General features: G+C 59.3%; 29 protein-coding genes, 1 tRNA gene and 1 pseudogene. 20 read left to right on the top strand and 11 right to left on the bottom strand.

The annotated features are described in order from the left end of the window. Positions 1-49 precede the first annotated feature (49 nt). Genes NCN06_RS03365 through sds form a run of 5 tightly spaced genes read left to right on the top strand, consistent with a single transcriptional unit; the run spans position 50 to position 4,540 of the window. Complete coding sequence (locus NCN06_RS03365) at positions 50-781, top strand: 2-phosphosulfolactate phosphatase family protein (protein WP_115023404.1); 732 nt, start codon at positions 50-52, stop codon at positions 779-781. Between the two features lie 34 nt (positions 782-815). Then, a complete protein-coding gene (locus tag NCN06_RS03360) occupies positions 816-1,637 on the top strand; it encodes a carbon-nitrogen hydrolase family protein (protein ID WP_115023402.1) in 822 nt (273 codons plus the stop codon). A 5-nt stretch (positions 1,638-1,642) separates the two neighbouring features. Further along, entirely contained in the window at positions 1,643-2,737 is a 1,095-nt protein-coding gene (locus NCN06_RS03355) for an N-acetylmuramoyl-L-alanine amidase (RefSeq protein ID WP_166018149.1), read from the top strand. Next, entirely contained in the window at positions 2,734-3,531 is a 798-nt protein-coding gene (gene murI, locus NCN06_RS03350) for a glutamate racemase (RefSeq protein WP_226398963.1), read from the top strand. The genes NCN06_RS03355 and murI overlap by 4 nt, the downstream gene beginning before the upstream one ends. A 37-nt stretch (positions 3,532-3,568) precedes the next feature. Continuing rightward, the gene (sds, locus tag NCN06_RS03345; RefSeq protein ID WP_226398962.1) at positions 3,569-4,540 is read left to right on the top strand and encodes a solanesyl diphosphate synthase; all 972 of its coding nucleotides are present in this window, start codon (positions 3,569-3,571) and stop codon (positions 4,538-4,540) included. On the opposite strand, the gene NCN06_RS03340 is transcribed toward sds, so the two are convergent. Continuing rightward, complete coding sequence (locus NCN06_RS03340) at positions 4,524-5,186, bottom strand: HAD family hydrolase (protein ID WP_226398961.1); 663 nt, start codon at positions 5,184-5,186, stop codon at positions 4,524-4,526. The two genes, sds and NCN06_RS03340, sit on opposite strands and share 17 nt — an antisense overlap. A 141-nt stretch (positions 5,187-5,327) precedes the next feature. On the opposite strand from NCN06_RS03340, the gene acs reads away from it, so the two are divergent. Beyond that, on the top strand, positions 5,328-7,301 hold the full coding sequence (gene acs, locus NCN06_RS03335; RefSeq protein WP_250398649.1) for an acetate--CoA ligase: 1,974 nt from the start codon (positions 5,328-5,330) through the stop codon (positions 7,299-7,301). A 21-nt stretch (positions 7,302-7,322) separates the two neighbouring features. On the opposite strand, the gene NCN06_RS03330 is transcribed toward acs, so the two are convergent. After that, positions 7,323-8,048, bottom strand: a complete 726-nt coding sequence (locus tag NCN06_RS03330) for a DUF1350 family protein (protein WP_226398959.1) — start codon at positions 8,046-8,048, stop codon at positions 7,323-7,325. Positions 8,049-8,050: 2 nt separating this feature from the next. After that, the gene (locus NCN06_RS03325; RefSeq protein ID WP_226398958.1) at positions 8,051-8,506 is read right to left on the bottom strand and encodes a peroxiredoxin; all 456 of its coding nucleotides are present in this window, start codon (positions 8,504-8,506) and stop codon (positions 8,051-8,053) included. An 85-nt stretch (positions 8,507-8,591) separates the two neighbouring features. Between NCN06_RS03325 and NCN06_RS03320 the strand changes: the two genes are divergently transcribed. The 5 genes from NCN06_RS03320 to ptrA all read left to right on the top strand — a co-directional run bounded on the left by NCN06_RS03320 (position 8,592) and on the right by ptrA (position 12,819). Next, positions 8,592-9,455: a 3'-5' exonuclease gene (locus tag NCN06_RS03320; RefSeq protein WP_226398957.1), complete on the top strand. Its 864-nt coding sequence runs from the start codon at positions 8,592-8,594 to the stop codon at positions 9,453-9,455. An 80-nt stretch (positions 9,456-9,535) separates the two neighbouring features. After that, on the top strand, positions 9,536-9,823 hold the full coding sequence (locus NCN06_RS03315; RefSeq protein WP_226398956.1) for a hypothetical protein: 288 nt from the start codon (positions 9,536-9,538) through the stop codon (positions 9,821-9,823). 23 nt (positions 9,824-9,846) lie between these two features. Next, a complete protein-coding gene (gene pstS / locus NCN06_RS03310) occupies positions 9,847-10,851 on the top strand; it encodes a phosphate ABC transporter substrate-binding protein PstS (protein ID WP_250398648.1) in 1,005 nt (334 codons plus the stop codon). 179 nt (positions 10,852-11,030) lie between these two features. After that, positions 11,031-12,005, top strand: coding sequence for a phosphate ABC transporter substrate-binding protein PstS (gene pstS / locus NCN06_RS03305; RefSeq protein ID WP_226398954.1), 975 nt, complete (start codon positions 11,031-11,033; stop codon positions 12,003-12,005). 178 nt (positions 12,006-12,183) lie between these two features. After that, positions 12,184-12,819: a Crp/Fnr family transcriptional regulator PtrA gene (ptrA, locus tag NCN06_RS03300; protein ID WP_226398953.1), complete on the top strand. Its 636-nt coding sequence runs from the start codon at positions 12,184-12,186 to the stop codon at positions 12,817-12,819. 78 nt (positions 12,820-12,897) lie between these two features. On the opposite strand, the gene NCN06_RS03295 is transcribed toward ptrA, so the two are convergent. From NCN06_RS03295 to NCN06_RS03280, 4 genes and pseudogenes are all read right to left on the bottom strand, one after another. Continuing rightward, positions 12,898-12,971, bottom strand: a tRNA-Pro gene (locus NCN06_RS03295). A 14-nt stretch (positions 12,972-12,985) separates the two neighbouring features. Next, entirely contained in the window at positions 12,986-13,321 is a 336-nt protein-coding gene (locus NCN06_RS03290; RefSeq protein ID WP_226398974.1) for a hypothetical protein, read from the bottom strand. Between the two features lie 67 nt (positions 13,322-13,388). Further along, complete coding sequence (locus tag NCN06_RS03285) at positions 13,389-13,553, bottom strand: hypothetical protein (protein WP_226406843.1); 165 nt, start codon at positions 13,551-13,553, stop codon at positions 13,389-13,391. A gap of 84 nt (positions 13,554-13,637) precedes the next feature. Beyond that, positions 13,638-13,823 (bottom strand): annotated as a pseudogene (locus NCN06_RS03280) (peptide-methionine (S)-S-oxide reductase MsrA); the annotation flags it as partial. A 595-nt stretch (positions 13,824-14,418) separates the two neighbouring features. Between NCN06_RS03280 and NCN06_RS03275 the strand changes: the two are divergent. Further along, positions 14,419-15,423 carry a carbamoyl-phosphate synthase gene (locus tag NCN06_RS03275; protein ID WP_226423742.1) on the top strand — a complete coding sequence of 335 codons (1,005 nt, stop codon included), beginning with the start codon at positions 14,419-14,421 and terminating at the stop codon, positions 15,421-15,423. Between the two features lie 38 nt (positions 15,424-15,461). On the opposite strand, the gene NCN06_RS03270 is transcribed toward NCN06_RS03275, so the two are convergent. Both NCN06_RS03270 and msrA read right to left on the bottom strand, forming a co-directional pair. Next, positions 15,462-15,785: a recombinase family protein gene (locus tag NCN06_RS03270; RefSeq protein WP_166018172.1), complete on the bottom strand. Its 324-nt coding sequence runs from the start codon at positions 15,783-15,785 to the stop codon at positions 15,462-15,464. A 105-nt stretch (positions 15,786-15,890) separates the two neighbouring features. Further along, the gene (msrA, locus tag NCN06_RS03265) at positions 15,891-16,607 is read right to left on the bottom strand and encodes a peptide-methionine (S)-S-oxide reductase MsrA (RefSeq protein ID WP_226397761.1); all 717 of its coding nucleotides are present in this window, start codon (positions 16,605-16,607) and stop codon (positions 15,891-15,893) included. 48 nt (positions 16,608-16,655) lie between these two features. Between msrA and NCN06_RS03260 the strand changes: the two genes are divergently transcribed. After that, a complete protein-coding gene (locus tag NCN06_RS03260) occupies positions 16,656-16,853 on the top strand; it encodes a hypothetical protein (RefSeq protein WP_226397760.1) in 198 nt (65 codons plus the stop codon). Between the two features lie 230 nt (positions 16,854-17,083). Here the strand turns inward: NCN06_RS03260 and NCN06_RS03255 are convergent, their stop codons facing one another. Continuing rightward, positions 17,084-17,347 (bottom strand): hypothetical protein, encoded by a 264-nt coding sequence (locus tag NCN06_RS03255; protein ID WP_115093736.1) that lies wholly within the window; start codon positions 17,345-17,347, stop codon positions 17,084-17,086. Positions 17,348-17,415: 68 nt separating this feature from the next. After that, a complete protein-coding gene (locus tag NCN06_RS03250; RefSeq protein WP_226397779.1) occupies positions 17,416-19,179 on the bottom strand; it encodes an ABC transporter ATP-binding protein in 1,764 nt (587 codons plus the stop codon). Between the two features lie 150 nt (positions 19,180-19,329). Here NCN06_RS03250 and trpD point away from each other — a divergent pair, with 150 nt between their 5' ends. From trpD to gatA, 7 genes are all read left to right on the top strand, one after another. Further along, positions 19,330-20,376, top strand: a complete 1,047-nt coding sequence (gene trpD, locus NCN06_RS03245) for an anthranilate phosphoribosyltransferase (RefSeq protein ID WP_226397759.1) — start codon at positions 19,330-19,332, stop codon at positions 20,374-20,376. A gap of 7 nt (positions 20,377-20,383) precedes the next feature. Next, on the top strand, positions 20,384-21,544 hold the full coding sequence (gene carA, locus NCN06_RS03240) for a glutamine-hydrolyzing carbamoyl-phosphate synthase small subunit (protein WP_226397758.1): 1,161 nt from the start codon (positions 20,384-20,386) through the stop codon (positions 21,542-21,544). A gap of 42 nt (positions 21,545-21,586) precedes the next feature. Next, on the top strand, positions 21,587-21,976 hold the full coding sequence (locus tag NCN06_RS03235; RefSeq protein ID WP_115023375.1) for an STAS domain-containing protein: 390 nt from the start codon (positions 21,587-21,589) through the stop codon (positions 21,974-21,976). Continuing rightward, positions 21,973-22,383, top strand: a complete 411-nt coding sequence (locus NCN06_RS03230) for a Mini-ribonuclease 3 (protein WP_115023373.1) — start codon at positions 21,973-21,975, stop codon at positions 22,381-22,383. The genes NCN06_RS03235 and NCN06_RS03230 overlap by 4 nt, the downstream gene beginning before the upstream one ends. A gap of 175 nt (positions 22,384-22,558) precedes the next feature. Beyond that, complete coding sequence (gene rlmB, locus NCN06_RS03225; RefSeq protein WP_370631243.1) at positions 22,559-23,983, top strand: 23S rRNA (guanosine(2251)-2'-O)-methyltransferase RlmB; 1,425 nt, start codon at positions 22,559-22,561, stop codon at positions 23,981-23,983. A 59-nt stretch (positions 23,984-24,042) separates the two neighbouring features. Continuing rightward, complete coding sequence (locus NCN06_RS03220) at positions 24,043-24,288, top strand: DUF1816 domain-containing protein (RefSeq protein WP_226397756.1); 246 nt, start codon at positions 24,043-24,045, stop codon at positions 24,286-24,288. Positions 24,289-24,316: 28 nt separating this feature from the next. After that, positions 24,317-25,792 carry an Asp-tRNA(Asn)/Glu-tRNA(Gln) amidotransferase subunit GatA gene (gatA, locus tag NCN06_RS03215; protein ID WP_226397755.1) on the top strand — a complete coding sequence of 492 codons (1,476 nt, stop codon included), beginning with the start codon at positions 24,317-24,319 and terminating at the stop codon, positions 25,790-25,792. Positions 25,793-25,854 lie beyond the last annotated feature (62 nt).

Raw genomic sequence — 25,854 nt, 5'->3', positions numbered from 1 at the left:
GGCGCAAGCGGTCTCGGTACTGTGTCGCACGCCGGTGTTCAGCGTGGCCATGCAGATCTCCTACTTCCATGTGCCGGCAGAAATGCCGCAGGACCTTCGCCCTGATGCGGCGGTGGTGATTGATGTGTTGAGGGCCACCACCACCATTGCCTGGGCATTGCATAACGGTGCCGAGGCCGTGCAGGCCTTCGCCAGCCTCGACGACCTCCGGGCGGAATCAGCCGCGTGGCCCGCTGACTCGCGTCTTCTGCTTGGTGAGCGCGGGGGGAAGATGCTGGAGGGATTTGACCTTGGCAATTCGCCCGTTGCGGTCGTGCCGGAGCGGGTGGCTGGCAAGCGTCTGTTTATGAGTACCACCAATGGCACGCGTGCCTTGGATCGTGTGCGAGAAGTCCCCCTGCTTTTGACGGCGGCGCTGCCGAATCGCGAAGCCGTTGCGCAGCGTCTGCTGGCGAAACAACCCAGCCACTTAGCAATTGTTGGCAGCGGTTGGGAGGGTGCTTATTCCTTAGAAGATTCACTCGCTGCTGGAGCGTTGGCCCATCGGTTGCTTGAGCTGGATCCCACGGGGAGCAACGCCGCCAACGATGAACTCACCTCTGCCGTTTCCCTCTGGCGTCAGTGGCAATCCGATCCAGAAGCGTGCCTTCGCACGGCGACCCATGGCCAGCGTTTGATTGGCCTGGGGGATCACGATGATGACTTCCGCTGCTGTGCTGGTCTTGATCAGCTCAGTGTCGTTCCGACACAGGTCGAACCCGGGGTGCTTCGGGCGGCCTGACTCTCAGTAAAATTCGATGATCTGATCAGTTCATGTGAGCGACTTCCTGGCGGCTGCTGTTCAGCTAACGAGCAGTCAGGATCCGGAGCTCAATTTCAATGCTGCTGAGGAGCAGATCGATCTGGCTGCACGCCGTGGTGCCGAACTGATTGGTCTCCCCGAGAATTTCGCCTTTATGGGGGAGGACAGCAGGCGCCTGGCACTGGCCCCAACGCTGGCTGAACAGTGCAGTCGCTTTTTGGTGACCATGGCGCGCAGGTATCAGGTGGCGCTTCTTGGTGGGGGCTTTCCTGTGCCTGTGGGTGATGGATCACGCACGCTGAACCGCTCAGAGCTCGTCGACCGTGACGGCATGCTCCTGGGCCGTTACGACAAGATTCATTTGTTTGATGTCGACCTGCCGGACGGCAACACCTACCGCGAGTCGGCAACGGTGAACCCGGGGCGTGATTTACCTCCTGTTGTCGACATTCCTGGTCTGTGCAAGGTGGGGCTGTCCATTTGCTACGACGTGCGGTTTCCTGAGCTCTATCGCCACCTCGTCGGCGCCGGCGCAGATCTGTTGATGATTCCTGCAGCATTCACCGCGTTCACCGGAAAAGACCACTGGCAGGTTCTTCTTCAGGCCAGGGCCATCGAGAACACGGCTTATGTGCTTGCCCCAGCGCAGACGGGGGTCCACCACGGTCGCCGACAGAGCCACGGACACGCTCTGGTGATTGATCCCTGGGGCACGGTCCTTGCCGATGCGGGTGTTCAGGCTGGAGCAGCCATTGCTCCGGTCAACACCAATCACCTCGGTCATGTTCGGGGCCAGATGCCGAGCCTTCGGCATCGTCAGCCCGCCCTGTTCTGAGCACCATGCCTCCAGCGTCGTCCCGACGACTGGCCTGGCTTCTGGCCGCGGCCTTGCAGTGCACTGCTTTCACCCAGGGCTTGCCCGCCAGAGCTGCCAGTGCCCTGGCGGCCTGGGCCTTCACCGAAGAGGGGGTGCTCAAGCTGCGCACGAGCCGGAACGCTCGGTTGGAAGCCTTTTTTCAGGCTGCCAGCGATGGTCGTGGAACCCGGGTCTGGATTGATATTCCTGGGGAGTTGAAGTTCCCGCGTCGGTTGGCTGGTCGGGGCGCCGTCCGAGAAATTCGGCTGGGGAAGCCCCGCGTCGGTGCCACCCGTCTGGTCGTGGAATTCCGTCCAGATGTGGATCTCAACCCCAACGATTTGCGTTTGCGTGGAACCGCTCCGGATCGCTGGGAACTGGTCTTCACCGGTCTCCCCACCCGTGGGCTCGATGACTTTGGCGAAGGCGATTTGACGGGTCGCGCTACGGCCTGGCTCCCGCCGAGTGGATTCCGTCCCACCCGGACGCCGGTCGATCCTTCGGGGCTGCCGACGGTCGCCCGTAATCGCTATCGCATCGTGATCGACCCTGGTCACGGTGGTCCAGATCCTGGGGCGATCGGAATTGGTGGCTTGCGCGAGACCAACGTGGTTCTTGATGTGTCGCTGCAGGTTGCAGACCTGCTCCGGGCGCGCGGCGTGGATGTTCGGATGACCCGTACGCGTGAAGTGGATGTGGACCTTCCGCCGCGGGTGTCCCTGGCGAATCGAACAGGGGCAACCGCCTTTGTGAGCATCCATGCCAATGCGCTGAGCATGAACCGTCCGGATGTGAATGGGATTGAGACCTTTTTCTTCTCGGACCCCCGATCTGGACGCCTGGCGTCCTATCTGCAGCAGCAGATGATGGATGTGTCTCCCGGCACACCGAATCGTGGTGTCAGGCGAGGTCGATTCTTCGTGATCCGTCGCACCACCATGCCCTCTGCCCTCGTGGAGATGGGATTTGTCACTGGAGCGATTGATGCGCCGCGTCTTGCGAACGCTGACCATCGCCGCCGGTTGGCCTTGGCACTGGCGGCCGGCATTCTCAATTACCTCAAGCAGGAGGTGCGATGACGCCTCAACTGTTGGGATTCTTCGACAGTGGACTCGGTGGCCTGACGGTTCTCCGGCGCGTGCTTGAACGTCATGGGCCGGTTCCCTGCGTCTACCTCGGTGACACGGCGCGGGTGCCCTACGGCAATCGTCAACCGGATGACATCCGTCGCATTGCTGCTGAAGTGGTGGGTTGGCTGAGTGACCAGCAGGTGACCACGGTGGTGATGGCCTGCAACACCACCAACGCCTTGGCGAGGGATGTGGCTGAGGGCCAGGCCGGGGCTCCGGTCATCGGTCTGATTGGTGCAGCCGCTGCGATGGTGGAAACCCGCCGGGTTGGTGTGCTGGCCACGCCGGCCACCGTTGCCTCCTCGGCTTATCGGGCCAGCATCGAAGCGCTTCACCCCGGGTCGGTCGTGATTGAGCAGGCCTGTCCTGCGTTTGTTCCACTGATCGAAGCTGGCGATATGAACTCTGGAGACCTGCGCCGAGCGGCGCAGGCTTATCTCGAACCTTTGCTCGCGGCCTCCGTCGAGTCGATCGTGTTGGGGTGCACCCATTACCCGTTGATGGTGCCTCTGTTGCGGCAGATGCTTCCGGAGTCTGTCCAGATCATTGATCCGGCGATGGGAGTGGCCCGTCAATTGGACGCGCTCCTAGGGCCACCAGACCGGATCTCGCAGATCCAAAGCCCGTTTTCATTGGAGAGCTGCCGGTTCTGTGTCACTGCTGACCCCGATGGCTTCGCGATGCGCGCCACCCCCTGGCTGGGGCAGCGGCCTGCCGTCAGCCTCCAGCTGCTGCAGGACTGAGCATGGGGCCACTAGGATCGCGGCGCCGAGGGGAGTCATGAGCACCGTCACCGAGCTACTCCAACCGGTGGAGAACGACCTTGAAACCCTGCTCGGAGACCTGCGCAGCCTGATTGGGGCAGGTCATCCCATTCTTCAGGCCGCAGCGGAGCACCTCTTCAGCGCCGGCGGTAAACGTTTGCGACCGGGGATTGTCCTGCTGCTGTCCAGGGCTCTGTCCGACAAGGGTGAGCTTTCACCCCGCCACCGACGGTTGGCTGAGATCACAGAGATGATCCATACCGCTTCGCTCGTTCACGACGATGTGGTGGACGAAGCATCGACACGGCGTGGCGTGGACACCGTCCACAGCCGCTTTGACGCCCGCGTCGCTGTTCTCGCCGGAGACTTTCTCTTCGCGCAGGCCAGCTGGCACCTGGCCAACCTCGATGACCTCGAAGTGGTGAAGCTGCTCAGCCGCGTGATCATGGATCTTGCGGATGGTGAGATCAAACAGGGCCTGTACCGCTTCGACACAGCCCAGACTTTTGAGACCTACCTCGAAAAGAGTTACTGCAAGACGGCATCGTTGATTGCCAATAGTTGCCGCGCTGCAGGCGTTCTCAGCGGCTGCTCTTCGTTACAGCTCGACAACCTTTATCAATTTGGTCGCCAGCTTGGTCTGGCGTTCCAAGTTGTTGACGACATCCTTGATTTCACTGGAAGCGACCAGCAGCTCGGAAAGCCAGCGGCAAGTGATCTCGCCAGTGGCTATCTCACCGCTCCCACCTTTTACGCCCTTGAGGAACATCCATCGCTGCAACCGCTGATCGATCGCCAGTTTTCAGAGCCCGGTGACCTTGACCAAGCGCTTGAGATGGTGCGGGCGTCTAAAGCGATTGAACGCACCCGAGATCTTGCCGAAACGTTTGCTCGCGAATCCCGTGAATCGATCGCTTGGCTGCCGGAGTCTCCCTCCCAGAGAGCCTTGATGGAATTGCCGGACTTTGTTCTCAGCCGTCTGTACTGATCAACAGCTTTAAAACAACGGCAAGACTGTTGATCTCACAGGGGTTGGTGGTGAAGTCAGGATCACTTGAACCGGATGCATTCACCAGCCAGACCTGACATCCGGCACGGTGAGCCGACTGGCTTCCGGCCTGTGAATCCTCAAGGGCCCAGCAGTTCTGTGGGTTGAGCCCCAGCCGCTGTGCTGCAAGCAGGAAGGGTGCGGGGTCGGGTTTGCCCGCTGCAAGGTCAGGGTCATCGCCATAAACCCGTTCCCGGATTTGCTCGAGCCAGGGGTGAGGGCTTGCTTTGAATTCAACGGCGACGCGGCTGCTGCTGGTGACCAGAGCCATGGGAATTCCTCGGCTGTGGCAGAGCGCCACCAGCTCCTGCGCTGAGGGCAACGCGGAGGCATCGGGCAGAAGGGCACGAACGATTGGCTGCTGCACAGCCAAGAGGGCCTCCACGCCCACCGGTTTGGCCAGCCATGCATTCACCTGGGCTGCGCAGTCGAGTCGGCGACGGCCCTTCAATTGCATCAATTGAGCCTCACTCAGCCGTGTGCCGAAATGGGCCGCGGCTTCCGACCAGCCCCGGCCATGCAGCGGTTCGGTGTCGAGCAGAAGCCCGTCCAGATCGAACAGGCAAGCGGCAGGTGGAAATTTCATCCCGGAACGGCGATGCCCAGCTCAATCTTTTCGCATCGTCCGCTCCATCTTCCGCTGCATCGTCCGACGGATTGATACGGGACATGGATCAAGCGGGGTCTTGCTCCTTAGCCTTCGAGGAGATGCACCGCGCAGTCTGCTGTGACCGACTCCAACACCACCATCGAAAGCGTCCTGCAGGAGCAGCGGGTGTTTGAGCCGCCAGCAGACACCTCCGCTAGAGCCCGCATCGGCAGTTTGGTTGCCTATCGGGCGATGGCCGATGCGGCTCAAGACGATCCTGATGCGTTCTGGGGCGATGCCGCCCGCCGTGAACTCCACTGGTTCGAGCCCTTCCACACCGTGCTCGATTGGTCCAATCCCCCCTTTGCCCGCTGGTTTGAGGGAGGAACCACCAACCTCTCCTACAACTGCCTGGATCGACATCTCGACGGGCCAACGGCACAGAAAACAGCGCTGATTTGGGAAGGGGAGCCGGGCGATGTACGCCGGTTCACCTATCGGGAATTGCACGCTGAGGTCTGTAAAGCCGCGAACGGTCTGAAGGCCATGGGGATCGGCAAAGGCGATCTCGTGGCGCTGTACATGCCGATGGTGCCTGAGGCGGCGATCGCAATGCTGGCCTGCGCTCGCATTGGCGCACCCCATTCAGTGGTGTTCGGTGGCTTTTCGGCTGAAGCCCTCAGGGACCGTATCAACGATGGTGAGGTGAAAGCGGTGATCACCGCCGATGGCGGCTTCCGCAAGGACAAACCGGTGTCGCTTAAACCCGCGGTGGATGCGGCTCTTGCCGATGGTGCCTGCCCCTCTGTGACCGGAGTGCTCGTTGTGCAGCGCACCAAGCAGGACGTGCAGATGGTCGCCGGTCGCGATCAGTGGTGGCATGACCTGGTGGAGGGCCAGAGTGCCGACTGCGCCGCTGAGCCCATGGCCAGCGAGGATCGCCTCTTTGTTCTCTATACCTCCGGCTCCACGGGTAAACCCAAGGGTGTTGTGCACACCACCGCCGGCTACAACCTTTGGGCCCACCTCACCTTCCAGTGGATCTTCGACATCCGTGATGAGGATGTCTTCTGGTGTACCGCCGATGTGGGCTGGATCACCGGCCACAGCTACATCGTTTACGGCCCCTTATCGAACGGTGCAACGACGGTGATGTACGAAGGCGCACCGCGCCCCTCCAAGCCCGGCGCCTTCTGGGAGTTGATTCAGAAGCATGGGATCACGATCTTCTATACGGCTCCTACAGCGATCCGGGCTTTCATGAAGAACGGTCGATCCGTTCCTGATCAGTTCGACATGAGCAGCCTCCGCCTCTTGGGCACGGTCGGCGAACCGATCAATCCGGAGGCATGGATGTGGTATCGCGATGTGATCGGAGGCAATCGCTGTCCGATCGTCGACACCTGGTGGCAGACCGAAACCGGTGGAGTGATGATCAGCCCTCTGCCGGGAGCAACCCCCACCAAGCCAGGCTCCGCCACCCTGCCTCTGCCGGGTATTCAGGCCGACATCATCGACGCGGAAGGCAACAGTTGTGGTGCCGATGAAGGCGGCTATCTGGCGGTGCGTGCCCCATGGCCCGGGATGATGCGCACCGTGCACGGCAACCCCCAACGCTTCCGCGAGAGTTACTGGGAGCACATCCGTCCTGCCGATGGCTCTTATCTCTATTTCGCTGGGGATGGCGCTCGCCGGGATGCAGATGGTTACTTCTGGGTCATGGGACGCGTCGATGACGTGATCAATGTCTCGGGCCACCGCCTTGGCACGATGGAGATCGAATCGGCTCTGGTCAGTCACCCCGCTGTGGCAGAGGCGGCAGTGGTGGGACGACCCGATGACCTCAAGGGCGAAGGAATCGTCGCCTTTGTCACCCTCGAGGCTGGCCGTGACGGCGATGACGCCCTGGTGAAGGAGTTGCGGGCCCATGTCGGAACGGAAATTGGTCCGATCGCGCGGCCGGATGAGATCCGTTGCAGTGATGCCCTGCCCAAGACCCGCAGTGGCAAGATCATGCGCCGGATCTTGCGTGCCCTGGCGGCCGGTCAGGAGGTCAGTGGCGACACCAGCACCCTGGAAGACCGCTCCGTTCTGGATCGACTCAGGGCCTGATTGCCTCGGGGCCGCAGAGGCTCAGCTGCTCCAGCTGCAGATGGTTCTGCTCAATTGTCGGATGACCGCCACCCGTTTGGGGTCATCCGCCCAGTCCCCGAGAAAGCTGCGTCGCAGCCCAGCACTGGCCGGGGTGAGGTGATCCCCGGGAAGCTCAAGGGTTGAGCTGGAATCCGAAGGTCGTTGTTTCAGCGCCTGAATCAGGTCGCCACTTTGATCCAGCTCATCACGCCCGAATCGCACCACCAGATTTCGCTCCTGCTGATAGTGGCGGGCGATCAAGCGAAGTGTTTCGGCTGGACTGGGACTGAATTCAGTGTCCACCCCTAGCCGTGGCGCGAGTTCGCCGAGCAGCGGAATCGAACGGTCGGCGTTGAAGTTGTTGAAGCTCAGGGCGATCAGTGCTCTGCTGCCGCGTCCCCCATCGGGGGCCAGCAGATGAAGCTTGCAACCCAGGCTGTGGCCGAGGCGAAGTGGACTTGCCAGGGCTCCGCATCGCTCCTCCAGTTGGCGTCGCGCCGAGCGGAAGGCGCTCCAGGCATCGCGGGCCTGCCGCTGATGATCAAATCCAGGCACGTAGGCCCAGGCATGCACAGCGAGGCCATCGGCCACAAGGTCTTCCAGCAACCTCCGATAGCTCAGCTGCGGTGTCGCTGCCAGATAGCTGCCGCCGATGAATTCGATCAGCCCCGTTGGTTCGGCAGGCCGCAGCTGCCAGATCGGACCCAGCTGACGCCAGTTGACCATGCTCAGCCGCGCAGCTGATTCAGCACTTGCTGTGCTTCCCGTACATGGGCCGGGCCATCAAGCAGGTTGCTGAAGGTGTGTCTGATCACCCCCTCGCCATCAACGATGTAGGTGACACGACCGGGCAAAAGGCCCAGGGCTTTAGGAACTCCCATTTCGCGTCGCAGGGCGTTGTTGCGGTCGCACAGCAACGGGAACGTCAGGTTGTGGCGGGTGGCAAAACGGCGATGGCTGACGGCGTCATCACCGCTGATGCCCCAGACCTCCGCATCGAGTGCAGCAAAGCTCTCCGTGTTGTCGCGGAAGCTGCATGCCTCGGCGGTGCATCCCGGTGTGTCGTCCTTGGGATAGAAGAACAGCACCAGCCAACGGCCCTGCACCGAGGCGGGAGTTCGAAGGTCACCGTTCTGATCCTCCAGGCTGAAGGAGGGAAGACGGTCGCCGATCCCGAGGGCCATCCGATCAAAGTGAAGAGTGTGAACCCTAGGCAGCAGGCTCATTGCCCGGGGCGGGAGAATCAGGGGTGGGAGCAGACATCGCGCCATGCCTGAGCAGCTCAACTTTCTTGCAGGCTTTTCACAGCCCCAAGCCGCTCCAACGCCGACAGATTCTCAGGTCTCAGCTTCGGATTCACCTTCTGTGGTTCCGCCAGACGTTGTGCCCGCCGCCACTGGCGATCGGACTAAGGATTCGGTCGAGGGCTCCCCCTCCACCCTTCTGATCATTGACACCGAAACCTCAGGCTTGGATCCGCTTCAAGACAAGTGTCTTGAGGTGGGCTGCATTCTTTTCGATGTACCGAGTCGCTCGGTGCTGGCCCAGCAATCCTTCCTCCTGCCGGTTGAATCCAATGCTGCGGAGGCGATTAACCGGATTCCCGCCGCCGTCACCCGCCGCCCACAACCCTGGCAACAGGCGCTGGTGTGGTTCGAGCATCTGCTCAGCGCGGCTGATCTGCTGGTAGCTCACAACGCAGCCTTCGATCGCCAGTGGTTCGGTCTTGGTTCTGTGCCGGCCACCACCACGCCATGGCTCTGCACCATGGAGGACATTCGCTGGCCGGCTGAGCGTCAGCTGCGCTCACGGCCATCGGTGCGTGACCTTGCCTTGGCCTATGGCGTCCCGGTCTGGGCAGCTCATCGTGCCCTGAGCGATTGCATCTACATCGCAGAGGTCTTCGCGCGTTGCGATGACCTGGAGCAGCTCTTGGAGCGGGGCTTGGAACCCCGCCAATTGATGCGCGCTCGGGTGTCGTTCGATGAACGCCATCTGGCCAAAGCGGCCGGCTTCCGCTGGAACGATCCGATCAAGGGTGCTTGGACCCGTCGGTTGAGTGATCGCGAGATTGCAGCGCTGGAGTTTCCTGTCGCCCCCGTGGAGCTGGAGGCTGATCGCCTCAGCGCCTGAGACTGCGCTTTTGCTTCAGCACTCCGAAAGGCTCTGGGTGATTTTGCAGACAGTGCTGCTTGAGGCAGCACTCTGAACACATGACGGCATTTCTGCATCCCCATCAACGCCCCATTCGCTCTCGCTTGCGCCAATGGCAGCAGGTGCGCACCTGGGCGCGCTTGATTCGTGAAGCGGAAGCGCTGTGGCATGTGGATGTACGGGCCCTGCGACGCATGGGCGCTGATGAACTCAGTCAATTGATCGGCGAGGTTCCCGCGATCCATCGCAGACGTGTGAACCGCTGGCTGCGTTGCTACGCGGTGGCAACCCGTCTCACCGTTGTTCCGATCACCTTTCCTCCGATCACCGTTGTTCCGACGCTCTGAGGTTGGATCCACGACGCGGGAGGATGGTCAAAATCACAACGAAGGTTTTGGCACATCGTTCCCTGGCTGTCTCAAGCCTGAGCGTCCTTGCTGTCGGTCTTACCGCCTGTGGTGGCAGCTCCAGTGTGTCCAGCCTCAATGCAGCCGGAGCCTCCTTCCCCGCCAAGGTGTACCAGAGCTGGTTTGCCGATCTGGCCGGCTCAGGCGGCCTCAAGGTGAACTACCAGGCGGTGGGTTCCGGTTCCGGTCGCAAAGCCTTCATCGATGAAACAGTTGATTTCGCTGCGTCAGACGACCCGATCAAAGAAGCCGACCGCAATCAGGTGAGCCGAGGGGTGGTCCAGATCCCCATGGTGGGGGGAACCATCGCCTTCGGATACAACAAGCCGGGTTGCGAGCTTCAGCTCACCCAGCAGCAGGCTGTGGGGGTGGCAATCGGCCGCATCAGTGATTGGAAAGAGCTTGGTTGTGACGCGGGCACGATCACCTGGGTGCATCGATCCGATGGATCCGGCACCACCAAGGCCTTCACCAATTCGATGCAGACCTTTTCACCGGATTGGACCCTCGGCAGCGGTAAATCGGTGAAATGGCCGGTGGGCGTGGGTGCTAAGGGCAATTCTGGGGTGGCCGGGGTGATCGACAACCGGGTCGGCGCGATCGGCTATGTGAATCAGTCGTACATCAAGGGAAATGTGCAGGCTGCTGCGGTGCAGAACAAGTCCGGTGAATTTCTCAAGCCCTCCGTAGAAGCGGGTGCCATAGCCCTCAACGGCATTGAGCTCGATGAGCATCTGGCTGGCAGCAATCCCAACCCCGAGGCCGCTGGTGCCTACCCCATCGCGACTCTCACCTGGGTTTTGGCCTACGCCACAGGCAATGGCGCGAAGGCTGACGCTGTGCGTGAGACCTTCAACTACATGCTTAGTTACACCAGCCAGGAGCGTGCATCGGCCTTGGGCTTTGTCCCTCTCCGGGGAAGCATCCTCGAAAAATCTCACAGTGCGGTGGAGGGCATTCAGCCCTGAATGCAAACCATTGATTTGCTGGATTCATGCCCCGGTTTGGGCTATCCCAACCAGGGTTTTCTAATGACTTAAAGAGCTTTTAGGGGAACCTTAACCAGCGTTAATGGGCGCATAACGACAGGTCGTCCTTGCTGCGATTAAGCCTGGATTGCAACAGCCTCGTTTCTCTTTCGGTTGTGATGCGCATCGCACAAAAAGCCCTTCTTGCCTCTTCCCTGCTTGTTCTGGGAGCAGGCATCTCCGCTTCGGCAGCTCCCAAGCTGAACGGCGCTGGTGCTTCCTTCCCCGCCAAGATCTATCAGCGTTGGTTCGCCGACCTGGCCAAGTCTGGTGGCCCTCAGGTCAACTATCAGGCTGTCGGTTCCGGTTCCGGACGTAAAGCCTTCATCGACCAGACCGTGAACTTCGGCGCATCGGATGATCCGATGAAGAAGAAGGATATGGCCAAGGTCGGCCGTGGTGTTGTTCAGATCCCCATGGTGGGTGGCACCATCGCCTTCGGCTACAACAAGCCCGGCTGCAACCTGAAACTCACCCAGGAGCAGGCCGTCAAGGTCGCCATGGGCATGGTTAAGAACTGGAAAGAGCTGGGCTGCCAAGCTGGCACTCTCACCTGGGTGCATCGTTCTGACGGCTCCGGCACCACCAAGGCCTTCACCAACTCCATGGAGGCTTTCTCCAAGACCTGGACCCTGGGTACTGGTAAGTCCGTCAAGTGGCCTGCTGGTGTCGGCGCCAAAGGTAATTCCGGTGTTGCCGGTGTGATTCAGAACCGCGTGGGTGCCATCGGTTATGTGAATCAGTCCTACATCAAGGGCAACGTCAAGGCCGCTGCTCTCCAGAACAAGGCGGGTGAGTTCCTCAAGCCCTCCGTTGCTGCTGGCGCCCGTGCCCTGAACGGCATCAGCCTCGACAAGGATCTGGCTGGCAAGAATCCCAACCCCACCGCTAAGGGCGCTTACCCCATTGCAACGCTGACCTGGGTGTTGGCCTACAAAACCGGCAACGGCAAAAACGCCAAAGTGGTGCAGGAAGCCTTCAACTACATGTTGAGCAGCAAGGCTCAGAGCAAAGCTCCTTCGCTTGGCTTCGTTCCTCTGAAGGGGGACATCCTGGCCAAATCAAAGGCCGCAGTCAAAAAGATTGGTCAGTGATCTTGGCTTGAGTCGGTTTTTTAAAAACCAAATTTCAAAGGGCCCTTCGGGGCCCTTTTTTTATGAAAATCCGCATTTTGAATCAACGTTAGAGACCTCTTAACCAAACCTCTCCCACCTCTTTGTTGGGAATCGATGTTGTCCTCAATACAGTTTTCGTGGATTCATGGAATTCCAAATGCTTGCTACTCCGTCCTCTGATCTGTCTTCAACAGCTCTGGGCTTCAAGGCGTTTCTTGAAGGCAGCTATCAAAAAAATAATGTCGTTCATGTCACATCAGGGAGCTTGATTCCACTCCTGAAAAACAGCGTTTGGTTTGTGGTGCGCGGCATGGTGAAACTGGGTGCCGTTTCAGTTCATGGGGATGAATTGGTGCTTGGCCTTGTTGGGCCCAATGAACCCTTTGGTGCTGCTTTCACCAATGTGGAGGCCTATGACGCTGTTGCGCTGACGGATTGCGATCTGCTCTGCTGCAATCTGGCTGAAGTGGAGCAGTCACCGCAGTTGGCTCTCGCCTTGGCGAAGGCCATGACGGCCCGTTACCGCCAGGCGGAATCGATGTTGGCTTTGCTGGGCTTGCGCCGCGTTGAAGAGCGGGTCCGGGGGTTTGTCGAGCTGCTTGCTAGGGACTTTGGTGAGCCCTGTGATGATGGTTTGCGGCTGAATCTCCGCCTCACCCATCAGGAGATCGCCAGTGCACTCAGCACGACGCGGGTGACTGTCACCCGTGTGTTGGGTCAGTTACGTGATGAGGGTTGGCTTCAGATTGATTCGTCCAGGCATCTCGTGATGACCCGCACTGGCCGTCACTGAACACAAAAAAGAGCCGGCATGTTTGCCGGCTCAGAGCCTGAAACGTTGGGTTTCAGGTGGGGAAAAAAACGGTTGAAATCGGAGCGGCGGGATTTGAACCCACGACCCCCACTACCCCAAAGTGGTGCGCTACCAAGCTGCGCCACGCCCCGTCAGATTTAAGTTATCACAGTGCATCCCGGCGTCTGAGTCGTCGAAGCAACCGCGTGGTGAGCTTGGCTCGTGTTGCTGATCCGTAGTGATACAGACGCAGTTCTGAGGCGGCCTTACGGAGCTCGGCCAAGCTCATCGCGGCCAAACGGAGTTCCGGAAGGGTGCGCCAAGCCCTGGACCGCATGGGGAGTGCCGCAGGACCTTTGGCTTGGCCAAGATTCAGAGTTCCATCCGCCAACCACTCAGGGATCAGCACAACAAGAACGGCAATCAAGCCGTAGAGCTCAACCAGCCCTCTGGGCAGAGGATGCAGTTGTCGCTGCTCGGATGGATCAGGCCGCTCACTCACTGCAGATCGGAGGGGTCCCTCTTCGTCCACGATCGCACTAGGAGGCAACCTGCTTCTGGGCAGGTGGTCAGATTGCCAATGGTGTCACTTTGGGTTGAGGCGTCTCCCGCCAGAGAAATGGAGCTTGCTGCTCTCGGTTGAGGGAGACACTGCCGAGGATTAGGCCGAGAACCAAAATCAGCGTTACCGCGATGGCCAGGATCACCTGCCGATCAGACAAGGGCTCGGGCATGCCATTAATTGGGTTCTTGAACATCCTGGCCGAAACGACTGTTTTTTCGCAGCGTGTTCGTGGCCATGCGGGAGCCGGATCTCCTCAGGCCAGCGCGATCGGACTGTTGTCCGATCGGAGCACGCAGTGACTGATGGACCAGTCGTACTTGTCCCAAACCTGCTTCGGGAGTTTGTAATTTGAGCCTTCAAAGTCGCCGAGCAGCGTCTGGGTTGGCATTGCGGAGCAGTAGGGGCGGCTTCCCGGTTTGGCGAGGTATTGCTGCCAGTAATGGGAGTATCCGAATGAAGGGTTCAATCCCCTTTGCCCGAACCGGCTGTCATTGATGAGCGCCACTTTGAACACTGCTCTGCAATTAAGCAACTTCAACAGGGCCAACACCTGAAGAAGCGCTGCAAGCTTTGGGCGCTGACCTGGCAAAAGGAGATGGGCTGGGCACCTGAGGCGGGTTGAGGTACAGGCAAGGGGGAAGCCCGCTACCAAAAAAACAAGATGTTGCAGCGTATTTGTGGGGCTCTAAAAAACGTCTCCTAGGCAACCTAGATCTCGTTCTTTTTGGACCATCATGTCTCTGTCGGGTAGCCAATCGGACCCGAAAGCCGGTCAGAGCGATGACCGACGAGAGCTGCGATTTGACCTCTGTTTCGGCAGGGGGCAAGTCCGCTCGCCCTTAAAAAATATGGTCGAGCCTGGAGTATGCACTCTTTGCATATCAGCCTTCGTTCGTGGTCGAATCGCTCCGGAGCTGCAGCTCTGTCGACCACACAAACTTCTAAAAGATGGTCTGGGCGCCTGAGGCTGGGTGACATCACTGCGTGACGACCGATACAAACCGCGGCATCATTCGCGGAATCGAACCTTTCCGATGCTTCGCCGCCTGTCCATCGGTCTTGTAGCTTCAGCCATCGCCATTGCGCCCCTTTCAACCAAGGCGCAGGACGGCACTGCAGAAGACCTTGGTGATGTGATGAGCATCAGCCTCAAGGATATGGTCAAGCCCAGTCTTGGCTTCCAAGGCGCGCTGCAAGGTGCTGGCACCCCCAATCAAGCAGGCATCGGCGGCTTCCTTCCGTTGTCGATTGGAGAGAACAGCATTTGGTTCCTTGATGCACTCGCCAACGTCAATTTTGCTGATAGACACAATTACTCAAGCATTGTTGATACAACTGTCGACGGGCACACAATCAGCACATCAACTCGCCTTGGCTACCGATGGCTGAATGGTGACCGTTCTTGGATGTATGGGCTCAATGCTGGTTACGACAGCCGCCCGATGAATACCAGCTATGCCGACTCTGGAATTCCAGTGGAAGACGGACATGCTTTTTACCAGCAAGCTGCATTCAACTTGGAAGCTGTCTCCAATCAATGGAGCCTTAATGCATATGGATTAATTCCACTTGGCGAAACAACAAAAGAATTGAACTGGCATTACAATGGAGGCGCATTGCAAGCTTATGGACTTGACGCCGGATACATGATCACTCCCAGCTTAAAAGCTAGTCTCGGTGGATATTATCAAAAAGGTGATTACAACAAGTGCAAAGCAAGAGACGAGGTAGACAATGTTGGAATTAGAGCACGCATTTCTTACAGAATCGCCAATGGCTTTGTCGCCGGCGTCAATGCCTCATACGACAATTCTTTTGACGCAAGAGTTTCTGCAGACATTAAATACCGCTTCGGATCGAATAATCACAATAAAGCCACAGATATGCCAGGAACCATTTACGCAATGTCGGCAACACCAGGGAATCGTGACGTCAGAGTCCATGACAACTGGTTCACTAATTTATTTCGCGGCTCAGGCTGCAAAAAGAAAGACGACGAGAACTTCAATCGTGCATTCAATGCACCGCGTATAGGCTAAATCAATACTAATACAAGCAAATAATTGAAGCAGTTATTTTACTGAAGTTCCCTGTTTTGCAAGATGATGCTGAGCCCTGCCTCTTCTGCCGAGCGGTAGCTGCGCTTCAACCGGCTGCTGATCTCCTCCAGGGCAAGATCGTCATGGGCAACGCTGGCCCATGCGCCGTCTTCCAACAGGTCGATGGTGGTGCTCCGGCTGCGGCACAGCAGGAACGGGTAGCGCTGCACCCCGATGTTGCGGTTGAGCCGGTCGTCCCTTGCAGCGATGACGGTGGCCACGGTGCCGCCTTCGATCAGCGACAGCAGCTGTTGATATTTCGGGCGGTCGGCTGAGGTAGCGCTGCCGGTTTCGATCAGCAAAAGATCACACCCTGTGACCGGAGGAGTTGTTCCTGCCGGTCGAGGGATGTCTGTTGGTCGGCGTCGTCGGTACTGCCCCGGCCGTAGCCGATCCGCAGCCCTGCTTCAGCTGGCGAGCTGGATGGGGGCGTTGTCAGATCGGAGCACGCAGTGACTGATGGACCAGTCGTACTTGTCCCAAACCTGCTTCGGGAGTTTGTAATTTGAGCCTTCAAAGTCGCCGAGCAGCGTCTGGGTTGGCATCGCGGAGCAGTAGGGGCGGCTTCCCGGTTTGGCGAGGTATTGCTGGTGATACTCCTCGGCGAAGTAAAAGGTTTGATCCGCCAGGATTTCGGTGGTGATGGCGCCATAGCCCTTGGCGGAAAGGGCGACTTGATACGCGTCTCGGCTGGCCTGGGCCTGTTGAAGATGCAGCGGGTTGAAGGTGTAAATGGCTGATCGGTATTGGGTGCCGGTGTCGTTGCCTTGTCGATTGCCCTGGGTGGGGTCGTGGCATTCCCAGAACAGCTTCAGCAGGTCGCTGAAGTCCAGAGCGGGGCGACTCCAAACCACACGGACCACTTCTGTGTGCCCTGTTCTGCCGGAGCAGACCTGGTTGTAGGTCGGTTGTTCCGTTTGACCGCCCGCGTAGCCCACGGCAGTGGTCACGACTCCCGGCAGCCTCCAAAACCCTTTTTCAGCTCCCCAAAAGCATCCGCACGCAAAGATCGCCTCCTCTTGGTCCGCCATCAATGGGGCATTGAGCGGTGTCCCCAGAACAGCGTGCATTGCTGGTTCAGATGCTTCAGCGCCGCCGCGGGGAGACAACCAAGAGGGCAGCATGTTGATTCTGTCGATCATCCGAGCTTAGGCAGCTGATTCAACGGAGTGATGCTTCGGCACATCAAAGATTCGTCGTGGCTGGATGCCCTGATAGAGATGAAAACCCTCCGGCAAGAACCAGCTTGGTTTGAGAGAAACGAGCGGGCGGTGAATTTGAATCCGTTTGAAATCAGATTGTGTCTGCTTAGAACTGGTTATCAGATTGATGTCATTGATCACACGTTTTTTGATGTGCTCAAAATGTGATGTGGAGAATGTCGGCGGACCGTGGCATCTTTGACGAATGGATGAATTTGTTATTAGTTTGTCGGCAGATCAACGGAAGGCTGTTCGGGATTGCTCACTTAAAAATGTCTTCAGGGGACTGTTGTTGAAGGCATCAAAATAATCTGAAAATCGTGATTTATCGTCTTCTCATTGCTCGTTCATTAGCGAAGCAGTGTCGGTGTTTGTGGATTGAATTGAGGCTTTCGCTTTCAGCTCTCTGAAGCTTTTGGTGTTTGTGGTTCCAGTTGAATATGGTTCAGCAGCGTTGTGACAAATGCAAAAAGAAGAAAAGGCAGGCTGAGAACCAGGATGAGTCCCACACCTACAAGCGCAAACACCGGGCGCGATGACCCCATGAGCGCGAGACCAGAGGCCAAACTCACAAAAATCACTGCCATCCAAGCCAGCACCTGCCCGTAGATGTCACCAAAGGTGAGCGTGCAGCGCACCGCGAAGGGGGATCCGCTGTTCATGGAAGAAGTTGCCGTCACCACAGCTAAGCCATGGACACGGCGATTGTCAGAAACAGCTCGGAGATTCTTCAGGAAGCCATCGCATCCAGCTGTTGCGCCGCCTGCTGACGCTCCCAAAGTCGCTTGTAGACCCCTGGTTGCTGAATCAACGCGCTGTGGTGTCCCTGCTGCACGATGCGCCCGCTCTCCATTACGAGGATGCGATCACAGGCAGCGGCTGCAGAAAGTTGATGGCTGATCATCACGATGGTCCGATCGTCCTGCGCCCGGATCGAATCGAGAATGGCTGCTGCGGTGTTGTTATCGACACTCGCCAAGGCGTCATCGAGAACCAACACCGGGGCCGACATCAGCAAGGCACGTCCGAGCGCTGTGCGTTGACGCTGACCACCACTCAGCGTGATGCCGCGTTCCCCAACGATCGTTTCGAAGCCATCTGGAAATCCCTTGATGTCATCAGCGAGACGGGCCTGGCCTGCTGCCCGTTCAACCCGTTGATCTGTGGCTGCAGGGTCGCCATACCGGAGGTTGTCCGCCAGGGTGCTGGTGAAAAGAAAGCCCTCTTGGGGAACAATCGCCACATCACGGCGTAACTCCTGCAGGGGCATCTGGGTGACATCCACCCCATCCAGGAACAGCTTCCCGGGCTCGAGAGGGACCATGCGCCCGAAGGAGCGAGCCAGGGTGGTCTTGCCGCATCCCACCGGACCAACAACGGCGACCAACTCTCCCGGTTCGATGCAGAAACTCAGGCCGTTGAGCGTGTTGTGCTCAGCACCCTCGTATTGAACGGTCAGGTCACGGGCTTCAAAGCGACCCCTGCGTTGGTTCGTCGGATGAGGTCGATCGGTGGGTTGCTCTGGATCTTTGATCTTCGGTTCGCGTCGGAGCAACTCTTCCACCCGCTCGAGGCTGACCTGTCCGGTCTGAAAGGTGTTGAGGGTGAATCCCAGCAGTGCAGTCGGGAATACAAGTTGCTCCACATAAAGAATGAGGGCGACCAGGCCACCAATGCTCAATCGACCGGATTCGAGCTGACCGCTGCCGATGGCCAGCAGCAACAGGAGAGAGATGGACGAAATCCCCTCAAGCAGAGGGAACAAGGTGCTCCGTGTTCTCGCCAGACGAATGGCGCTATCGCGATAACGGCGGTTGCGCGTCGCGAAGGCATCCTGTTCCGAAGCCTCTTGGCCGTAGATCTTGATGGCCCCGATGCCCGACAGATCCTCCTGAATCAGATTGCTGAGCGCCGATAGTTCTTCCTGCTGTGCACGTTGTTGACGCATCATGCGCCCGCCGAACAGCCTCACCGTGCTGAGCATCACGGGATAAAGACCGACGGCGGCCAGGGTTAGCCATGGATCGATTGCCAACATTGCTGGCAGCGTGAGCGCATAGGCCAGCAGCGTGTTGGTCAGGCTGAGAATCGCGAATCCGAGCAGGCGCCGGATGTTTTCCACATCGCTGGTGGCGCGACTGATCACCTCTCCACTGCCCTTGCTCTGAATCCAATCGGGTTCCTGGCGAAGCATGTGCTCGAACAAGCGCTGACGCAGCTCCACTTCCACCTGCCGGCCCACGCCGAAGACGAGTTGGCGCGAGACCAGTCGAATGACCCCCATGGTGCTCGCAAGAAGCACGACCCATCCCGCTTGGCGCAGGACCCCGGCGTAACTGAATCCCTCTTGCAGCTCATCCACGACGCTGCGGACCTCCATCGGGATCGTCACCCGCAGGATGTTGACCAAAACCAGTGCAATGGCTCCCAGCAGGACGGTGCGTCGATGGGGTCGCAAGTAGCGGCCGATCAAGTCGAGACGTAGGGCAGCCATGCGAGCTCGTGGGTCCCGTTGGGCCGCCAACCTAGGCATCCGTCTTGAACGGCTGGTCGTCCGCCACTCATCTGAGGGATAGTGGAGACGTCCCCATCACCTGGCCCGGAGTGCCTCGCACCCGGGTTTTTTACTGCCAGCTTCTCTTCCATGTCCTCAGACACGCGCTCTTGGTCGGTTCGCTTGGACCACCTGCTGCAGGGCAACCACCTCAGCTCCGATGAGGCCACCGCCCTGATGCATGCCTGGCTGGCCGAGGAGCTAGAGCCCGTTCAAACAGGGGCGTTCCTCGCTGGTCTGAGAGCCAAGGGAATGGTGGCCGATGAGCTTGCGGCCATGGCAGCTGTTTTGAGGGAAGCATGCCCACTTCCCTGCGCCCGACCCAATTTGGCGATGGTCGACACCTGCGGCACCGGTGGTGACGGTGCAGATACGTTCAATATCTCAACTGCTGTCGCCTTCACCGCCGCCGCCTGTGGAGTGAATGTGGCGAAGCACGGCAACCGCAGCGCCAGCGGCAAGGTGGGCTCAGCCGATGTTCTTGAAGGGCTCGGTCTCAACCTCAAGGCACCCTTAAACAAAGTGGTGGAGGCTCTGCCTGGAACCGGTGTCACCTTTTTGTTTGCTCCGGCCTGGCATCCCGCCTTGGTGAATCTGGCTCCATTACGACGCCGTCTGGGCGTTCGCACTGTGTTCAACCTGCTGGGTCCACTGGTCAACCCACTGCAGCCCAAGGCCCAGGTTCTTGGTGTGGCCCGTCCGGAGCTTCTCGATCCCATGGCAGGTGCCCTCCAGCAGTTGGGATTGACCCGTGCCGTTGTGGTTCACGGCGCTGGCGGTCTCGATGAGGCTTCCTTGGCTGGCCCCAACGCCTTGCGTTTGATCGAATCGGGGGGCATCAGCAGCAAGGAGGTCTGCCCTGAAGATCTGGGCCTGACGGGTGCCGGCCTCGATTTGCTGCGTGGTGGTGACTGCTCGGTGAATCAGCAGATCCTGCGAGATGTTCTGCAAGGGCATGGATCGCTCGCTCAAGCGGAGGTGGTTGCCTTCAACACGGCATTGGTGCTTTGGGCCGCTGGATTGCAAACGGATCTGACGGCTGCTGCTGCACAGGCCATGACGGTTCTACGAGAGGGCAAGGCCTGGGAGAAGCTTGTCGCTCTACGGGATGCACTGTCCGATGGAGATGGAGAATGAGTGACTGATGCCCTTCGGCGGCCCTCCGATGCCCGACTCCCCATCAGACAAGGCCTATCTCGTCCTTGCCGATGGCACGGTTCTGACCGGTGTCGGCTTTGGCCATCGCGGTACAACCATCGGTGAAGTGGTGTTCAACACCGGGATGACCGGATATCAGGAGGTGCTGACGGATCCCTCCTATGCCGGACAACTGGTGAGCTTCACCTATCCCGAACTCGGCAATACCGGGGTGAATGCCGACGATCAGGAAGCCGATCGTCCCCACGCCCTTGGTGTGATCGCACGCCAGCTGGCGCCGTCGCCCAGCAACTGGCGTTGTGAACAGACTCTCGATACCTGGATGCAGAGCCATCAACTGGTGGGTATCAGCGGTGTAGACACCCGTGCGCTGGTGCGTCATCTGCGCGAGGTCGGTGCCATGAATGGTGTGATCAGCAGTGACGGCCAGACACCTGCGCAGTTGTTTGAGCTCTTGAAGCAGGCGCCTTCGATGGAAGGACTGAACCTGGCAGATCGCGTCACCACCCGTGAGCCCTACCAGTGGAATCAACCCTGCAGTGTTGGCTTCGATCAGCGCCTGCAGCGTCGAAGCGACGCCCCCTTCCGCGTCGTCGCGGTTGATTTTGGAATTAAACGAGCCATTCTCGATCGCCTGGTCGCCCATGGCTGTGACGTCACTGTTCTCCCTGCAGACACCGATCTGGCCACGGTTCGTTCCCATCGCCCGGATGGTGTCTTTCTCTCCAACGGTCCTGGAGACCCTGCGGCGGTGAGCCATGGGATTGCCCTGGCCAAGACTCTCTTGGAGGAGGCCGATCTACCGCTGTTTGGGATCTGTTTGGGCCATCAGATTCTCGGCCTGGCACTCGGCGGCAAGACCTTCAAGCTGTCCTATGGCCATCGTGGTTTGAATCATCCCTGTGGCACCACGGGGCAGGTTGAAATCACAAGTCAGAACCACGGGTTTGCCCTCTCTGCCGAATCTCTGGATACCGACGCCATTGATGTCACCCATTTCAATCTGAACGACCGCACCGTGGCGGCCATTGCTCACCGTCACAAGCCCGTTTTTGGTGTGCAATACCACCCGGAAGCCAGTCCTGGACCGCATGACGCGGATCATCATTTCGCCCGCTTTGTGACGCTCATGGCCGATCGCCGTTGATGAGGTGGTTGCCCAAGCTCAGCATCACTACACTTCGTGCCGATGATGCCTGGGGGGCTTGATCCCATCAGCGAACTGCAGCGACTGACCGTCTCTCTACGGGGCGGATTTGAACAGAAGGATGGCTGTTTGGTGTTTCACTTCACCGGCCAATTGGATGCGTACTCCGAGAAGCAGTTCATGGAGTACGTGGCCGATGTTTTGAAAGCCAACAAGCTTCCAGCTGTTCTCGATCTAAGCAAGATCGATTTTCTCGACTCATCAGGCCTTGGTGCCCTGGTGCAGTTGGCCAAACAATGCACGGATGCCAAACGGTCGTTTCTCCTTGTGGGAAACACCCGTGTGATGCAGACGATCAAGTTGGTGCGGCTCGAAGAGTTCCTCCATCTGGTGGAGGATCTTCCGACAGCTCTGAACCAATTGGCCGCTTGAGCGACTGGATTCGCAATCAGTCACCCAGTGGTCTGAACGATCAATTGGGCCCATTGCAGCTGGCTTGGATCGGAGATGCCGTCTGGGAGCTCCATCAACGGCTCCGCCATGGAGCCAGACCCGGCCGTTCCGATCATTTGCATCGTGCTGTTGTGGCCGATGTTCGCGCCGATGCCCAATCCCGCTTGTTGACTTGGCTGGAAGACCGTCAACTCCTGGATTCCCAGGAACTCGATCTGGTCCGTCGGGGGCGCAACAGTGCAGGCCGTGGTCCGCGCCGAGCCGAGGCCGCTGTGTATGGACGGGCCACGGGGTTTGAGACAATGGTTGGCTGGCTGTTTCTGAACAATCCAGCCCGGCTTGCTGAGCTCTTCGATCACCTGGAGCAAGCCGGATCCAACCCATAACGTTGCCTCGCACACCATGAGCCCTCGCTTTGAACGCCGCTCCAGCGGCCCATCCCGCGATGGTCGTTCGGGGCCAGGAGGGAGTGGAAGTGGACGACCTCCAGGAGGCAGGCCTCCCAGTGGACGTCCATCCGCTGGCCGCTCCTCGGTGGGGCGCTCTGGCAACGGTCGGCCCATGCCCAGCAATCGTCGTTCCGACGGCGGTCGTTCGCCTTACGCCAAACCTGGTCGAGATGGCAGCAGTTTTCGCGACCGACGAGCGCCGAGGGATGAGGGCTGGGAGCGTCCTCGGGGTGGAGATCGACCCGGTAATCGATCTGATGATCGCCCCAGAGAGCGATTCGGAGATCGACCCGGCAATCGATCCGGTGATCGCCCCAGAGAGCGATTCGGAGATCGACCCGGCAATCGATCTGATGATCGCCCCAGAGAGCGATTCGGGGATCGATCCCGTTCCTTCGACCGGGATCAGAATGCTTTTCGTACGGAACCTCAGAACGACCGTTCAGGGCCCGGACGATTTCGAGATCGGAATGATCGTTACGGCGACCGTCGCCGCTCCGGGGATGAACGGCGCCAGCCGTCCCAGCGCCCCCGATCGCGCTACGACAATGGCCGTTCCCAGCGACAGGATGCAGCACCGGAGGCCGCAGCGGCCACACCTCCGGCAGATGATCTGATTTGGGGGCGCCATGCCACCCAAGCCGCGCTGGAGGCAGGACGACCCATTCATCGCATTTGGTGCACCCCGGAGATGCGCAGTGCGGCCAAATTTCTCCAGCTCTTGCGCGATGCCAAGGCGTCTGGGGTCTTGGTGGAAGAGGTGACCTGGGCTCGGCTTGGACAGATCACAGGTGGTTCCGTTCACCAGGGCATCGCCCTTCAGACGGCAGCGGCTGAAACCCTCGATCTCGAAACCCTCATCGATGGCTGTTCGGATCTTGGGGAACCCCCCTTATTGGTGGCTTTGGATAGTGTCACGGACCCCCACAATCTCGGTGCTGTCGTGCGTTCCGCCGAGGCGATGGGAGCCCATGGGGTGGTGATTCCCCAGCGTCGGAGTGCTGGTTTAACCGGTTCGGCCGCCAAAGTGGCAGCCGGCGCCCTTGAACACCTTCCGGTCGCGCGTGTGGTCAACCTCAACCGGTCGTTGGAAAAGCTCAAGGATGCGGGATACAGGGTGGTGGGCCTTGCGGCAGAAGGGGACGTGACCCTCACGGATGTTGATCTCAGCGGCCCATTGGTGCTGGTCACCGGGTCAGAGGACCAGGGCTTGTCGCTTTTGACCCGGCGTCACTGTGATCAGTTGGTCCGTATTCCGTTGCGGGGCATTACCCCAAGCCTGAATGCATCCGTTGCTACGGCACTTTGCGTTTATGAAGTGGCGCGACGCAACTGGATGAAGGACATTCACGGCCAGGCGCCGTCACCCCCGATTCGACGGCCCCAACTCGCTGGGGTAGAGACGTCCACTGAGGCGTCTGAACCGCCTGAACAACCCGTGGAAAAGGTTCCTGACCAGCGGATTGATCTGGATCTCAATCCGTCTCAACAAGCTGCTGCGCCGGAGTTCGATCAGAATATCCAGCTATCTCCCTGAAAACAGCTCGGTTTTGTCGGTTAAAGAGGCACAATGCCTTGAGGTCGTTCTACCCCCCCATGAGTCCCCTGATCCGGCCGCTGCGCAGCCTTGCCAATGGCCTTGGGGTCGCCTGGTGGGCTCGGATTCAGACATCTGGTCCCGATGTGACCTACTGGTTCGGTCCGTTTGTCACCCGAAAAGGACTGGAAAACGACCTCGACTCCTTCCTTGACGACGTCAAGTCGGAGCAACCTCAGTCGATCAGCCACTCCCTGTTGCGGACCCGTCGCTCCGAGCCCCTCACCATCACGGCTGAGGGTTGATCCTGCGGCTGATAGCGTCCTCCCTGCAATGGATCGCAGGGACATGACGATCAGCGCGTGGCGTCAGCAGCTGCAGAGCGGTGAGGTTTCCTCCCGCGAGCTCGTTGATCAACACCTCAAGCGGCTTGAAAGCTCTGAGCCGTCGCTCAATGCTTTCGTTGAGGTCACGGCCGAGAAGGCCCGTGCTAAGGCTTCCAGAATTGATGAAGCTCGCGCCGCCGGTGAAAGCCTTGGCCAGCTTGCCGGTCTTCCCTTGGCGATCAAAGACAACCTTTGCACCAAAGGGGTCCGCACCACCTGTTCCAGCCGCATGCTGGAACAGTTTGTGCCTCCCTACGAATCAACAGTGACCGAAAGGCTTTGGCAAGCCGGAGGTGTGCTGGTGGGTAAGACGAATCTGGATGAGTTCGCCATGGGCGGCTCCACGGAAACCTCGGCCTTTGGTGCGACTCAAAATCCTTGGAACACAGCCCACGTACCGGGCGGAAGCTCCGGTGGCAGTGCTGCGGCCGTCGCTTCAGGAAGTTGCGTTGCTTCTCTGGGTTCCGACACCGGAGGCTCCATCCGTCAGCCTGCGTCGTTTTGTGGCGTTGTGGGTCTTAAACCCACCTACGGCCGCGTCAGTCGTTGGGGTCTGGTGGCTTTTGCCAGTTCCTTGGATCAGGTGGGTCCCTTTGCAGGAAGTGTGGCTGATGTGGCCGAGCTGCTTCAGGTGATCGCAGGGCCCGACCCCCGTGATTCCACTTGCCTTGATGCGGCTGTGCCGGACTTCAGTGCCGGCCTGAACAAGCCCATCAAGGGTCTCAAGGTTGGTGTGATCAAGGAGTGCTTCGATGCCGAAGGCCTCGATGCTGAGGTCAAGGCTTCTGTGCAGGCCTCTGCTGCTCAGCTGGAGGCTCTTGGCGCTGAGCTGGTGGAGGTGAGCTGCCCCAGGTTCAACGACGGCATCGCCACCTATTACGTGATTGCTCCGTCGGAGGCCTCTGCCAATTTGGCCCGTTACGACGGGGTCAAATATGGCTTTCGTGCCGACGACGCCGAGAGCCTTGCCGCGATGACAGCACGAAGCCGTGCTGAGGGGTTTGGTGCGGAGGTGCAGCGGCGGATCTTGATTGGCACCTATGCCCTTTCCGCCGGATACGTCGACGCTTATTACAAAAAGGCCCAGCAGGTGCGCACCCTGATCCGGCGTGATTTTGATGCTGCGTTCCAGAGTGTTGATGTGCTGCTCACGCCAACCGCACCGTCCACCGCGTTCAAGGCTGGCGCCCATGCTGATGACCCTCTGGCGATGTACCTCGCCGACTTGCTGACGATTCCGGTGAACCTGGCCGGGTTGCCTGCCATCAGTGTTCCCTGCGGATTCAGTGCGGCGGGTTTGCCGATTGGGATGCAGTTGATCGGCAATGTCTTGGACGAACCGCGTCTGCTCCAGGTGGCGCACCAGTACGAGCAGGCAGCGCAGGTGTTCGCTTCACGCCCTGAAGCCGCTCTGGTTCCCTGAGCTCCGCCACATGTGGGGTGTTTCGTTCTCCGTGAACGCTGGATCTTGCGTTGGGTCCTAGT

It is taken from the genome of Synechococcus sp. MU1648 (genome assembly GCF_023630615.1).
Lineage (GTDB): Bacteria > Cyanobacteriota > Cyanobacteriia > PCC-6307 > Cyanobiaceae > Parasynechococcus.
This window is presented reverse-complemented; position numbering and strand designations above follow the sequence as displayed.